Annotated in this window: 10 protein-coding genes, 2 tRNA genes and 2 pseudogenes; 5 read left to right on the top strand and 9 right to left on the bottom strand. The window is 63.4% G+C overall.

Annotated elements, in window-relative coordinates; all coding sequences use genetic code 11:
• Positions 1 to 561 precede the first annotated feature (561 nt).
• The 6 genes from MU516_RS18205 to MU516_RS18180 form a co-directional block, all read right to left on the bottom strand.
• A complete protein-coding gene (locus MU516_RS18205) occupies positions 562 to 1,719 on the bottom strand; it encodes a Hint domain-containing protein (protein ID WP_260278649.1) in 1,158 nt (385 codons plus the stop codon).
• Positions 1,720 to 2,057: 338 nt separating this feature from the next.
• A tRNA-Gly gene (locus MU516_RS18200) sits at positions 2,058 to 2,131 on the bottom strand.
• Between the two features lie 89 nt (positions 2,132 to 2,220).
• Positions 2,221 to 2,820, bottom strand: coding sequence for an aminotransferase class IV family protein (locus MU516_RS18195; RefSeq protein WP_260278648.1), 600 nt, complete (start codon positions 2,818 to 2,820; stop codon positions 2,221 to 2,223).
• A gap of 2 nt (positions 2,821 to 2,822) precedes the next feature.
• Positions 2,823 to 3,950, bottom strand: a complete 1,128-nt coding sequence (locus MU516_RS18190) for an aminodeoxychorismate synthase component I (RefSeq protein WP_260278647.1) — start codon at positions 3,948 to 3,950, stop codon at positions 2,823 to 2,825.
• On the bottom strand, positions 3,947 to 7,408 hold the full coding sequence (gene mfd / locus MU516_RS18185) for a transcription-repair coupling factor (protein WP_260278646.1): 3,462 nt from the start codon (positions 7,406 to 7,408) through the stop codon (positions 3,947 to 3,949). The genes MU516_RS18190 and mfd overlap by 4 nt, the downstream gene beginning before the upstream one ends.
• Positions 7,409 to 7,446: 38 nt before the next feature.
• Positions 7,447 to 8,019, bottom strand: coding sequence for a hypothetical protein (locus MU516_RS18180; RefSeq protein WP_260278645.1), 573 nt, complete (start codon positions 8,017 to 8,019; stop codon positions 7,447 to 7,449).
• Between the two features lie 101 nt (positions 8,020 to 8,120).
• Between MU516_RS18180 and hemB the strand changes: the two genes are divergently transcribed.
• Together hemB and MU516_RS18170 are read left to right on the top strand one after the other, a co-directional pair.
• Positions 8,121 to 9,116: a porphobilinogen synthase gene (gene hemB / locus MU516_RS18175; RefSeq protein ID WP_260278644.1), complete on the top strand. Its 996-nt coding sequence runs from the start codon at positions 8,121 to 8,123 to the stop codon at positions 9,114 to 9,116.
• 71 nt (positions 9,117 to 9,187) lie between these two features.
• Entirely contained in the window at positions 9,188 to 9,805 is a 618-nt protein-coding gene (locus MU516_RS18170; protein WP_425606884.1) for a lipid-binding SYLF domain-containing protein, read from the top strand.
• A gap of 66 nt (positions 9,806 to 9,871) precedes the next feature.
• Here MU516_RS18170 and MU516_RS18165 read toward each other — a convergent pair whose 3' ends face one another.
• Together MU516_RS18165 and MU516_RS18160 are read right to left on the bottom strand one after the other, a co-directional pair.
• Positions 9,872 to 10,516 (bottom strand): GntR family transcriptional regulator, encoded by a 645-nt coding sequence (locus MU516_RS18165; RefSeq protein WP_209059143.1) that lies wholly within the window; start codon positions 10,514 to 10,516, stop codon positions 9,872 to 9,874.
• A gap of 31 nt (positions 10,517 to 10,547) precedes the next feature.
• Positions 10,548 to 11,234 (bottom strand): M48 family metallopeptidase, encoded by a 687-nt coding sequence (locus MU516_RS18160; RefSeq protein ID WP_260278643.1) that lies wholly within the window; start codon positions 11,232 to 11,234, stop codon positions 10,548 to 10,550.
• A 97-nt stretch (positions 11,235 to 11,331) separates the two neighbouring features.
• On the opposite strand from MU516_RS18160, the gene MU516_RS18155 reads away from it, so the two are divergent.
• Positions 11,332 to 11,646: an FYDLN acid domain-containing protein gene (locus tag MU516_RS18155; protein WP_260278642.1), complete on the top strand. Its 315-nt coding sequence runs from the start codon at positions 11,332 to 11,334 to the stop codon at positions 11,644 to 11,646.
• A gap of 208 nt (positions 11,647 to 11,854) precedes the next feature.
• Positions 11,855 to 11,930 (top strand) — tRNA-Ala (locus MU516_RS18150).
• A gap of 252 nt (positions 11,931 to 12,182) precedes the next feature.
• On the opposite strand, the pseudogene MU516_RS18145 reads toward MU516_RS18150, so the two are convergent.
• Positions 12,183 to 12,619 (bottom strand): annotated as a pseudogene (locus tag MU516_RS18145) (integrase core domain-containing protein); the annotation flags it as partial.
• Here MU516_RS18145 and MU516_RS18140 point away from each other — a divergent pair.
• A pseudogene (locus MU516_RS18140) lies at positions 12,620 to 13,367 on the top strand (IS3 family transposase); the annotation flags it as partial. It lies immediately after the preceding pseudogene.
• Positions 13,368 to 13,415: the final 48 nt, after the last annotated feature.

Below are 13,415 nucleotides of genomic sequence, written 5' to 3'. Positions count from 1 at the left end.
ACACGTAGCTCAATCGAGCTAATGGCTGCTACCCCGCGTATTGCTGCCGTTCGTCTAGGACGCAGCGAAAGTCGGTTCTCCGCCCTTCGTGACGAACCAAGCCTCGACCGCGCTGCGCCGGCGACGAACGTCCGGTCCTAAGCCCTGAAAGCTATGGCCCGCCGCACCGCCGTCAGTCGGCTTCCCGCCCCACCTGCTCCTTAGGAGGGGGTGGCACCGCCCATAGACCCAACGTTTGATTGCATAAAAAGCAGCCCATTTGCAGGCATTTCTCGGTTTGGACAGGGAAACAGGGTCTCCGCAGGTTCATTGAACCAAAGAGCAAACCCCACGGCGCAAGAGAAGGGATCGTCGGGCAGTGTCGTGAACTCGGTTTCAATTGGTACGTGCTGCAAATACGGATGAAAGACGGACCTCCCGTCACCGCTCATCTTCTTCGACCGGCACCGGCCCGATTTCGCAGATCCCGCACAGCGTCGCAGGGTGATGCCAAAGGCGGGGTCGAGGCCGGGCACCGGATCGCAAACGCCCTTCAGTGGGGGCCGTGTGTTACACTTGCGCTTATAAACAAGCGCTTACGAGCGGCTTCGCGTTCTTGACGTGACGCTCCGTCATGCTCCGTGCTTCGCGGCCCTTGAGCAAAGGTCGGGCTGGCTCGAATTCCAATCCCTCTGAAAGGCCCTGCAGTTGCGGAAAAAGTTCATACAGCTCATCCAGAGCGGCCGGGCCGATGGATTTGAGCGCCTCCGGCCCTGGATACAGGCTCTCCGTCAGTGCGTCTTCCGAATAGATGAGTTCGTGTCTCTCGCAGAGGAAATGCACATAGATTAAACCGGTGAGATCGTCAGCGATCTCCACGCCGTCATGCGCCAGCAGCTGCTTAGCTGCCACCAGCACCTCATCCGCCCCGAACATGCGCTGCACTATTTTCGAGCGCACAAGCACCCGGTGTTGTGGAGAGACGATCAAGTCGCGTGCAGGCGATTCATTCCCCAGCGCGCCCGCTCGAATGCGGATCGGGCGCAAATGCGGTGACATCGCCAGTCGCAGCCCATCAAGGCTACGCGAGCATGACCAACGTACAGGCTGATAGCCATGATCCAGCGTCAGGACCAGATCCCCGGCACGCAGATCCAATGCTCTCAGCAGCCCGCGGTCGGTCTCGATCAATGTGTCTGCCGTGAAACAGGGAAGTGCATCGTCAAAATTTCCGGGAACCATCGCGACATAATCTGTTCCATCGTAGGTTCCCAGATTGAGGCTTGTGGCATGATTCGGCAGAAAGCCGACCGCGTCATAGGCTGCTTGCAGATCGGTGTCCGTCATCCGCATGATGATCGTGCCATCGCCCAGTTGATATACGCGCATCGTGATGCCGGTTATTGTTCCGGTCGTACCGTCGGGCAATGTGTAGTCGATGGTTGACCCATCGTAGAGGCCGATTTCATTCAATGTCTGAAACGACGTTCCACCGTCGACGGAAATCCGATCGCCAGACGGTGTCGTGCCGCCGCCGTCATCAACATCGGTGTCGCGGATATTGTTATCTCCGTCACCATCATCGAACACAATCGTACCGCGTTCGACATAGCTCAGATCGCTTCCATCAGGCGCATAGCTGGTATTGCTCAACCCGCCTTCGATATCGCTGCCGCCGGCAGTTGGGATACCAGTGCTTGCACCCGTTCCGACCCAGCCCCATGCGTCATACGTTGCCATAATTCACCCGACCTCCGCCGCGCCCTCGAACAACAAGCTACAAAGGAAGTCGCGAAAAGCAAAAGGCTTTCTGAACTTCCGTCAGCAAACCAAGCTGCTGCCCACTGAGTTGCCTTCATCTTGCGTGCCTTACGTCAGAACCAGATCATGACGGTGCACGGTCACACGCAGGCGAAGACATCAGAGGTCTATACCAAGGGGATCGAGCGCTGGCGATTGGCGCGCGACGCAATGTCCGCTCTTGAGGCCATGGATTGGTAAGGTGTCCCACGGACGGTTCCGGCGTGGGACACTATAACGCCTACCGAACTGATTTTATTATAAAATAATCTGTGAGATGGAGCGGGTGAAGGGAATCGAACCCTCGTCATCAGCTTGGGAAGCTACTGCTCTACCATTGAGCTACACCCGCAACGGCGATTTGAATACCGTCCGGCGACGTTCAGTGCAAGCCGCAACTGGGTGGCAAGCGGGGATTTGTTCGCGCAAGGCAATGACGGATCACGACTGGACCAGCCGAAGCGGGATCAACCCGCGCAGCGCGTTTCCGCAAAACAGATCGCCCTGTGACAAGTCATCGGGCATCAGTACCTGTTCAGATGCCATCCCCGTCGCCAGCAAAGATGCCCGCAGAACGCCGGGCAGCAGGCCGCAATGCAGCGGCGGCGTCAGCAGCGCATCGCCGCGCCGCAGGAACAGGCTGGTGATGCTGCCCTCGCAGATTTCGCCGCGCTGGTTCAGCAGGATCGCCTCGTCGCAGCCGTCGCGCAGCGCAGCGCGGGCGCCGTCATAGGCCGGGCGGTGGGAAGACTTGATCCGAAGCCAGGGATCGTCGCTGTCCAGACGCATCGGGGAAAACTGCGCGCGCCAGAAGGGTGGATTTGCAGGCAAGGGCTGATGCGCGACGCGCGTGCGACCGGCAGCATCGACGGCAAGCCGCACACGCAGGACCGTGCCAGCCGGCAGGCCCTGAAGGGCTGCGGCGACAGCATCTTCGTCCAGCTGAAATCCAACCGTGGCGCATCCGCGCCGCAGTCTTTCAAGATGACGCGGCCACAAACGGATCCTGCGATCCGGCTCGGCGCGCATCGTCTCGAACACCGTCAGGTCTTGGGGGACAGGTCCAGAAATGCCGATTTGCACAACGCTTCCTCCCATTCGGATCCTGCGCGGCTGTCATGGGTGATGCCGCCGCCGACGTTCAGCCGCAGCCGCCCCGGCGCCGTCATCAACGGCGTCCGGATGGCGACGCCAAAGCGCATCGGCCCGGACGGGTCCAGCCAACCGATCGCCCCGCAATAGACCCCGCGCGCCGCCCCTTCCAGTTCGGCGATGATTTCCATGGACCGGATCTTGGGTGCACCCGTGATGGAGCCACAGGGAAACAACGCCTGCAGAATATCTGCGAAGCGCGCATCCGGGGTCAACTGGCCCCGCACGGTCGATGTCATCTGATGAACGGTCGCATAGGGTTCGATCTGGAACAGGCGCGGCACATGCACGCTGCCCGGTACACAGACCCGGCTGATGTCGTTGCGCAGCAGATCGACGATCATCAGGTTCTCGGCCCTGTCCTTGGGCGATCGTTCCAGCGCGGCAGCAGCCGCCGCGTCATCCGCCGGATTCGCGCCGCGAGGTGCCGTGCCCTTCATCGGTCGTGTTTCGATCCGGCGTTCGGCGTCCACTGCAAAGAACAGTTCCGGACTGCGTGACAGCACCACAGGTCCGCCCAGATCCACAAAGACCCCCTCGCCCACCGGCTGACGCGCGCTCAGCGCGGCGTGGATCGCCACCGGATCGCCCGTGCAGTCGCACTGCATAGGAAAGGTCAGGTTGATCTGATAGGTATCGCCGGCCTCGATATAGCGATGCACGGCGGCGATGGCGGCGTCATATCGCTGCCGGTCCCACATCGGGCGCGGCGCCGAGATGCGCACGTCGGCCGTATCAGGCAGCGGCGGCGGCGGGAGCGGTGCGTCGAACACCCCCATCAGGATCAGCGGCACATCGCGTGACGCCGGCATCAGCGGGGCCAGTTTCGGCGTCAGCGCATAGCCAAGCTCATAGGACAGATACCCGGCCAGCCAGCAGCCGCGCGCCCGTGCGGCCTCGATCGCGGCAAGCGCAGGAACAACGCCTGCGGCAGTGTCGGCACGGATGATCGCCTGAGGCCGCGCAAACAGCGTGCCGCCGGGCAGCGGGCCGTGATCGAACCTGACCTGTCCGGTCATGAACCGGTCTTTTCGGCGACCGCCTTCGCCTTGGCGGCAAGGTCACGGACGATGGCAAATGCACCCTTGATGCGATCCGCGTCCGTGGCCCAATCGCGGCGAATGACGATCTTGTTGTCGGTGACCTTGGCCAACCCACGCTGATCGGTCAGGAACTCGACCAGCCCCGCAGGGTTCGGGAACTTGTCGTTATGGAACTGCACCGTCGCGCCCTTGGGACCCGCATCCAGTCGGGCAACCTGTGCGCGCTTGGCCATCGCCTTGATCCGGATGACCAGCAGCAGGGTGTTCACCTCGCGCGGCAACTTGCCGAAGCGGTCGATCAACTCGGCCGCGAAACCTTCCAGCTCGACCTTGGTGGTCAGTTCGGCCAGCCGCCGATACAGCCCCAGCCGCACGTCTAGATCGGGGATATAGCTTTCCGGGATGGTGACCGGCACGCCCAGGTTCAACTGGGGTGCCCATTCATCCTCGGGCGTGCCCTCGATCTCGCCGGATTTCAGCTTGGCGATCGTCTCTTCCAGCATCTGCTGGTACAACTCGAACCCGACCTCCTTGATATGGCCTGACTGTTCCTCGCCCAGAAGGTTGCCGGCACCGCGCAGGTCCAGGTCCTGGCTGGCAAGGTTGAACCCGGCCCCCAGCCCGTCGATGGATCCCAGGAACTTGAGCCGCCTCATCGCCTGAGGGGTCAGCGGCTGACGCGGTTTCGTCGTCAGATAACAATAGGCGCGGGTCTTGGACCGCCCCACCCTGCCGCGGATCTGGTAAAGCTGGGCAAGGCCGAACATGTCCGACCGCCAGATGATCATGGTGTTCGCGGTCGGGATATCCAGCCCCGATTCCACGATCGAAGTCGCCAGCAGCACGTCATGGCTGCCGTCGTAGAAGGCGTTCATGCGCTGGTCCAGATCGCCCGCCGCCAGTTGGCCATGGGCCACGATATAGCTGACTTCGGGCATGTTCTCGGTCAGCCAGTGTTCGACATCGGGCAGGTCGGTCAGGCGCGGGACGACGAAGAAGCTTTGTCCACCGCGATACTTCTCGCGCAGCAGCGCCTCGCGGATCGTCACGCTGTCGAATTCGCTGACATAGGTGCGGATCGCCAGACGATCGACCGGCGGCGTGCCGATCACCGACAGGTCGCGCACGCCTGTCAGCGACAGTTGCAGCGTGCGTGGAATCGGCGTGGCGGTCAGCGTCAGAACATGGATGTCGCTGCGCAATTCCTTCAGCCGTTCCTTGTGGGCGACGCCGAAATGCTGCTCTTCGTCGATGACGAGAAGCCCCAGACGCTTGAACCGCACCCCCTTGGCCAGCACGGCATGGGTGCCGACCACGATATCGACCGTGCCGTCGGCCAGCCCTTCGCGGGTTTTCGCGGCATCCTTGGTTCCGACAAAGCGCGACAGCGGCCGAACGGTGATCGCGGTGCCGCGAAACCGTTCGGCGAAGGTCCTGAAATGCTGGCGCGCCAGCAGCGTCGTCGGCGCGACGACGGCCACCTGCATGCCCTGCGAGGCGGCGATGAAGGCGGCGCGCATGGCCACCTCGGTCTTGCCGAAGCCGACATCGCCGACCACAAGCCGGTCCATCGGCCGGCCCGCCTGCAGATCCTCGACCACGTCCTCGATCGCGGCCATCTGATCGTCGGTCTCGCTGTAGGGAAAGCGGGCCGAGAATGCCTGCCAGTCGTGGTCCTCGGGTTCCAGCACCGGGGCGGGCCGCAGCAGTCGTTCGGCCGCCACCCGCATCAGCTTGTCGGCGATCAGCCGGATGCGTTCCTTCAGCCGCGCCTTGCGGGCTTGCCACGCACCGCCGCCAAGCCGGTCCAGCAGCCCTTCTTCATGACCATAGCGGGACAGTAGTTCGATATTCTCGACTGGCAGGAACAGCCTGTCGCCGCCAGCATATTCCAGTGCCACGCAATCATGCGGCACACCGGCGGCGGTGATGGTTTCCAACCCCTTGTAGCGCCCGATGCCGTGTTCGACATGGACGACCAGATCGCCCGGCGTCAGGCTGGTGGTGTCCTGCAGGAAATTCTCGGCCCGGCGGCGCTTTTTGGCGCCCCGGATCAGCCGATCGCCCAGCACGTCCTGTTCCGAAATCACCGCGATGGCGCCAAGCGCCTGACCTTCTGCAACAAACCCCTCGTCCAGGGGCCAGACCGCAAGGCCGATGGCGCCGGGCGTTTCGGGCAGGTCACGCAGGTCGTCGACAGGCTTCGCCCCGGTCAGACCTTCATCGGAAAGCAGGCCGGACAGACGATCCCGGGCACCGTCAGAAAAACTGGCCAGGATCACCCGATGGTCCCGGGAAAGAACCTTCACATGATCCGCAAGGGCCTTGAAAAGGTTTATCTGTTCCGCCTGCCGTTCGGGCGCGAAGTTGCGGCCCGGTCGCCCACCTGCATCCAGCACGCCCGGTCCCGGTGGATGTGCCAGAACCGAAAGACGCAGGACGCGATGCGCTGCAAGCCACGCCGTCCACTGGGCCTCGGTCGGAAACATCTCGTCGGGCGGCACCGGTTTATAGACCGTGTCGCTGCGGGCCTTGGTGGCCAACGCTGCCTTGCGCGCCTCGAACTGTTCGCGGATCATCTCGCGCCGCGCGTCGATCACCTGCCCGACATGATCGTCCAGCGCGACGGACGCGCCGGGCAGATAGTCGAACAGGCTTTCCATCCGGTCGTGAAACCACGGCAGCCAGTGCTCGGTGCCCGACATCTTGCGACCCGCGCTGACGCCCTCGTAAAGCGGATCGTTCGTTCCACCGCCATATTCGGCGCGATAGTTCTGGCGGAACCGGGTGATCGCCGCCTCGTCCAGGATCACCTCGGACATCGGCGCGATCTCGACACGCGACAGCTTTTCGGTCGTGCGCTGGGTCTCGGCGTCAAATCGCCGCGCACCGTCAAGAACATCGCCGAACAGATCCAACCTGACGGGCCCCAGATCGCCCGGCGGATAGATGTCGATGATGCCGCCCCGGATCGCGTAGTCCCCCGGTTCGGTCACCGTCGGAGACTGCACAAAGCCCATGCGGACCAGGAAATCGCGCAACGCCGCCTCGTCGATGCGATCGCCGACCCGTGCCGCGAAGCTGGCGCCGGCGACCAGATCACGCGCCGGCACGCGCTGCAGCACCGCATTCAGCGTGGTCAGCAGGACGAACGGTCCCTTGATCGCCCCCTGCGCCAGACCGGCCAGCGTCGCCATCCGCGCGGCCTGGATATCGGGCGACGGCGACACGCGGTCATAGGGCGTGGTGTCCCAGGCGGGGAAATCCAGCGCCGGCAGGTCCGGCGCAAGAAAGGCCAGCGCTGCGCGCATCGCAACCATACGGCGATCGTCGCGCGCAATATGGATGATCGGCTGGCCGCGAGCCGCTTCACGCGCGATCAGCGCCGCGTCATAGCCCTCGGGGGCGCCTGAAAGGATCAACTGGTCCGGCATGTTGGGTCAGGTAAAGCGCAGCGCGACGGTGTCAAGTGTCACAGCCCGTTGGGGTGCATCAAGCCCCACAATGTCCCCCACAAAGCCGTCACGGCGACAGCGGCGGCGGCAAGCATCGTGACGATGCGGCGGTGACGGATCATCAGACGCACCGCCTCGGCCGCGACGCTGGCAACCGGCCGATCTCCTCGCTCGGCTTCGTCAAGCAACGGGATCAGGTTGCCGGCAAGGCGAACGCGCAACCAGAACAGGATCAGAAACGGGGTCAGCAGAAATGTCAGTGCCTGTGCCATCTCCAGCCCATAGCGGAATCCGAACACCGCAAGCGAGGTCAGCAGAAACGCCGTGACCCCAAGAAAGGCCGCCCCCTCGTGCGGACCAAGGCGCCACCGGGGCAACGTCAGCGACAACCAGTCCAGCAGGGCAATGACAGACGCGTGCTCGGCCTCGCCGGCCTTCTGGGCACGATGGGCGCGGCTGACCACCTCGGTCGGCACGCCCAGCACGCTGCGCCCCGTCGCCGACCACATCCCGATCACCACCAGCCAGAACCAGATCGTCCCGAACGAGCGGCTGTCCAGAAAGCTGATCACTCCGTCGAATTGCGGCACGCCGGGGTTCCTTGTCCTTGGTCGCGCGCGACCTTAGAACGTTGTCACGCCAAGGGAAAGCAGTTGCCTGCACCCGCCTTACGCCGCGAAAGGATGCCGCCATGGCCAGCCCGATCATCGCCCCGTTTCCCGCCACGCGCCTGCGCCGGCTGCGGCGGACCGCCAATCTGCGCGCCATGGTCAGCGAGGTGAACCTGACCCCCGCCAACCTGATCTGGCCGATCTTCGTCACCGAAGTCGCGGGCGCCGAGGGCGAGATCGCCTCGATGCCCGGCGTCCAGCGCCTGACGCTGGACGGGGCCAGACGCGCGGCAGAGCGGGCGGCACGGCTGAACATCCCCGCGATCTGCATTTTTCCCCATTCCGATCAGGATCTTAAGACCGAGGCCTGCGAACGCGCGTGGGATCCCGACAATATCGGCAACCGTGCGATCCGTGCCGTCAAGGAGACGGTGCCCGAGATGGCGGTGATGACCGACATCGCGCTCGACCCCTATAACGCGAACGGCCATGACGGGATCGTGCAGAACGGCGAGATCCTGAACGATGAAACCGTCGAGGCGCTGGTTCGCATGGCACTGGCGCAGGCCGAGGCAGGTGCCGACATCCTTGGCCCCAGCGACATGATGGACGGCCGCATCGGGGCGCTGCGCGGCGCGATGGAAACGGCCGGTCACAAACATGTGGCGATCCTGTCCTACGCGGCCAAGTTTGCCAGCGCCTTCTATGGTCCGTTCCGCGACGCCGTCGGCGCCTCGGGGCGGCTGGTCGGCGACAAGAAGACCTATCAGGTCAACCCCGCGAACCGGGGCGAGGCGCTGCGCTGCGTGGCCCGAGATCTGGCCGAAGGCGCGGATATGGTGATGGTCAAGCCGGGCATGCCTTATCTGGACATCTGCCGGGCCGTGAAGGACGAGTTCGGGGCACCCACATTCGCCTATCAGGTCAGCGGCGAATACGCGATGCTGGAGGGCGCGATCCGCAACGGCTGGCTGTCGCGCGATGCGATGACCGAAAGCCTGCTTTCGTTCCGCCGCGCGGGCTGTGACGGGGTGCTCAGCTATTTTGCGCCCACGGTCGCCGAAATGCTGGCGTGAGGCCGCGGCCTCGCGTATCGTTACGGCAAGCGGGCCGTTAGTGTCCGGTGTGAACCAAACGAGGCGACAAAATGAGCAAATCCAACATGATGAGCCGGCGTGGACTGCTAGCTACCGGTGGCGCGGCGCTGGCCCTCGCGGGCTGCAGCAATGCCGTCGGCAGCGATGCATCTGCAAAGCTTGATGCGCGGGTTGACCAGACCCACCAGTATTTGTTGCAGACCTATCCCAATGCCGCGCCGATGATTCAGAACGCCAAGGGCGTGCTGTACATGCCCCTGATGACCGAGGCCGCGCTGGGGGTCGGCGGGGCCTACGGTCAGGGTGCGCTGCGTATCGGCGGTGCGACGGTGGATTACTATTCCGCGACCCAGGCGACGGTGGGCTTTCAGGCAGGAGCCCAGCAATACGCACATGTGCTGATCTTCCAGACCGATCAGGCGCTTGCGGCGTTCCGTGCTGCGACCGGATGGGTCGCCGGGGCGGATGCCTATTATGCTATCCCCGCCGGGGGCACCAATCTGGGCGCTGACACGATCACGGCGCAATATCCGGTAGTGGCGATGATCTTCGGTCAGTCCGGCCTGATGGCCGGTGCGGCGATCGAGGGTACCAAGTATACCCGGATCATCCCGTCGGGACTGATCAATTTCGGCGGGCTCGGCCTGCCGCGCATGCAGCGGGGTTAAGCAGCGGCACGCTGAGCCGGCCGGCGCGGCTACCAGACCGGCGGCGTGCCAGAATGATCTGTCAGATCAGGCCGCGGTCAGGTGGCGCAGGCCATGGGTCACGTCAGCCCTGATCGCCAGCCGCAATGCGGGTTCGTCGCCTGCCCGCAGCGCCGCCAGGATCATCCGGTGATGGCGCGGCGGTTCGTTCCGCTTTACCCGCCCATACAATGCGCGCATCGTCGGCCCCAGCTGCAGCCAGATTGTTTCCAGCATCGCCAGCATCGCGGGCGCTTGCGCGCGCAGATACAGCATCCGGTGAAAATCCAGGTTGCAGCGAATATAGCCGACCGCGTCATGCCGTTCGACCGCATCCGCGATCCGCGCATTCATCTGGGCTAGACGCTCGATCAGCGCGAAATGGGCGCGCGGCAGCGCCCGGGCGGCCAGTTCCGGCTCGATCAGAGCGCGCAGCGCCGCCAGCTCTTCGATCCGCTCGTCGGACAGTTCGGGCGTCGCGACCCGGCCCGAGGCCGACAGGCTCAGCGCCCCTTCCGCGACCAGCCGCCGCACCGCCTCGCGTGCCGGGGTCATCGAGACGTGATATTCCCGTGCAAGTCCCCGCAGGGTCAGCGCGGCGCCGGGTGACACCTCGCCCAGCATGATGCGGCTGCGAAGGCTGCGATAAAGACGCTCATGCGCGGCGGGATCTGCGGAACGGATTGCGGTCATGGCATATCTGTGATCACGAAACCGCGCCGGGTCAATCGCGGAATCTCCAGACCATCAGATCCGCCCCGTTCTGCCTCAGCCAGGCGCGGTGCGGGCCGTGGCCGGGCATCAGGCGCTCGACCGTTGCCCAGAAGCGTGGGGAATGGTCCATATGCGCCAGATGGGCCACTTCGTGGGCGGCGACATAGTCCAGGACCTGGGGAGGCGCCATCGCCAGCCGCCACGAGAACATCAGCCGGCCATCCGCCGTGCAACTGCCCCAGCGCGACCGCGTATCGCGCAGCGAGATGGCGCGCACCTGCCGACCCAGCGCCGCTGCATGACGGTCGCAGGCAAGCCGCAGCCGATCATGGGCCAGATGCTTCAGATAGCCCTGCACGACCGGGCCGGGCGGCCTGCCCTGCGGGATCAGCAGGCGATCGGGTTCCAGCCGCGCCGCGCGCTCACTGGCAGGGATCAGCCGCCGCAGCACGCCTTCGACCGGCAACAGCACACCGGCCTCGACCCGCCTCGGCCCCGGCCGCCTTGCCGTTGCCTCGCGCAGCCAGCCCACCCTTGCCTCGGCAAAGGCAAGCCCCTCTGCCAGCGCGACGCGGGATGGCAGTGTCAGCACCGGGTCGCCGCCGTCGCGCGGCACCCGCAGGATCATGCGCCGCGCACGCGCAGATCTTCGCAGTGCGATACGCAGCCCGTCGGCAATCGTGATCGTCTCGTCCAAGCTTCCCGCTCCGCCGCATCAGAAAAGCCTTTGACACCCCCGCAAGCCTGTGGCACGGGATCGGCAAATTCCCTAATCGCGGCGGAAGGAGATTACCATGCCCAAAGAGGAATGGGGCACGAAACGCCTGTGCCCGCATTGTGCGACCCGCTTCTATGACCTCAGGAACGACCCGCTGACCTGCCCGGCCTGCGGAAACCAGTTCTCGCTTGAAAGCTTCAACGAGGGACGTGGCAAGGCGCTGACCAGCGAGAAGACCGCGGCGCAGCGGAACAACAAGACCAACGACGAAGAAGAAGATCTCGAGGATGAGGGCGGCGATCTGGACGATGATCTGCTGGACGACGACGATGACGACGGCGACGTGTCGCTGGATGAAATCGCTGACGTCGCGGATGACGACGAGGACTGACGCGTCCGCCCGGATCCGCCCCCATTTCAAAGCCTTCCAGACGCGGCCATTTCGGCCGCGTTTTCTTTTTCTTCAAAGAGTTAAACTGCGTCCAAGGTGGAAACTCAAGAAACATCTCTGCCGTCAGAATTTTCCGCTTGCACCCCGCAGCCCTGCCCCCTATACGACGCTCCACGCAGCGATGAACATCGTCCTGCAGACCTCCGGTGGGGCCATAGCTCAGTTGGTAGAGCGCTTGAATGGCATTCAAGAGGTCAGGGGTTCGACTCCCCTTGGCTCCACCAATTTCAGACCTCGCTATTTTTATTTCTTTTAGGAAAATCAGCGGATTGGGTCTTGACCTGACTTTCTTGTCACGTCTGTTGCTAAAGTTGCCTATCCGACGAGTCGGCGTTCTCCGCGTGAGATCCAGTTCCTGCTGTCGGAGAGGGGTTTCGATCCACACTGCCCCGAAGGGAGCGACATTCACTAATCCGCGCAATTCGTTGCGCGCTGTGTGTAAGGTGCGGTTGCTCGTGGCACATCCCGTTTGCTTATTATAGCTTCTCTCTGAGCGCATCATAAGGCGTCTTTCCGTTGTGTGCGCCGTGCGGTCTGTGTAAGTTTTAGAAGCGCTTCCATTCGTCCAACTTTGCTTCAATATCGACATCGCCTTTGTAGCTCAGTAGCTGGTAGAGTCCTGCCGATCGGACCTTTGTGACCGTTCCACCTTACCGTTCAGCTGCGGCGTCCCGCGCTTGATGTAAGCATGGCGGATGCCAAGATCCTCGACATATCAATGGAATTTGGCCTGGAACTCATGGCCGTTATCCGCCGTGATTTCGCGGATGCGGAGCGGGAACTTTTCAACGACGTGGTCGACAAAGTTGATTGCATTGGCTTGGGTGTGCTTTTCGTAAACCTTCAGCGCCCGAACCCGCGTTGCGTCATCGATGGCGGTGTATTGGAATCGGCGCACCTTCTCACCTTTTTCCAAGGCGCGAAGATCATGGATGCGGTTCGGCAAATTGGCGTGACTCAGCAGAGCTGCGACCGCCGGCGGCATGAACCGCGACCAGCTCAAGCGGTTGAAGGAGGTTGGGCAGGAGAATGCCCGGCTTCGGCGCGCAGTGTCGGGCCTGACGCTGGACAAGCGCATTTTGTCGGAGGCAGCCCGGGAAGACTACTGAGCCCTTCGCGTCGCCGTCGCTGTATTGACCATGTCCGGCAGGAAGTCAGCGTTTCCGAGCGTCGCGCCTGCCGGGGCTTTGGGTCAGCATCGTTCCACGCAGCGCAGGGTTCCTGCGGGCCGTCACGATGAAGAACGCCTGACCGCGGACATCATCGAGCTGGCACGGCTCTACGGCCGATACGGCTACCGGCAGGTGACCGGGATGCCGGTTCAGGCCGGTTGGTGTGTGAACCACAAACGTATGTCGCATATGGCGGCGTGAAGGCCTCAAGGTCACGCCGAAACAGAAGAAACGCGGCCGGCTCTGGCTGGCCGACGGTTGCTGTATGCGGCTCCGACCTGAGCGACCCACCACGTCTGGTCCTATGGCTTCGTTCAGGATCGGACGGCTGATGGGCGCGCCCGCCACATGCTCAACATCATCGACGAACACAGCCAAGAGGTTCTCATGATCCGAGTAAAGCGCAAGATCAACTTCGTTGACGTGGTCGATGCGTTGACCGACCTGTTCATCCTGCGCGGCCCTCCGGCGTATGTCAGGTCGGACAACGTCCTATGTCGGGAAAATCTGGCTGCTTAGGTCAGCAGGTCGTGTGGC

Source organism: Paracoccus maritimus (genome assembly GCF_025195095.1).
GTDB lineage: Bacteria > Pseudomonadota > Alphaproteobacteria > Rhodobacterales > Rhodobacteraceae > Paracoccus > Paracoccus maritimus.
Note: the sequence above shows the minus strand (reverse complement) of the source record. Positions and strands in the feature narration are given on the sequence as shown.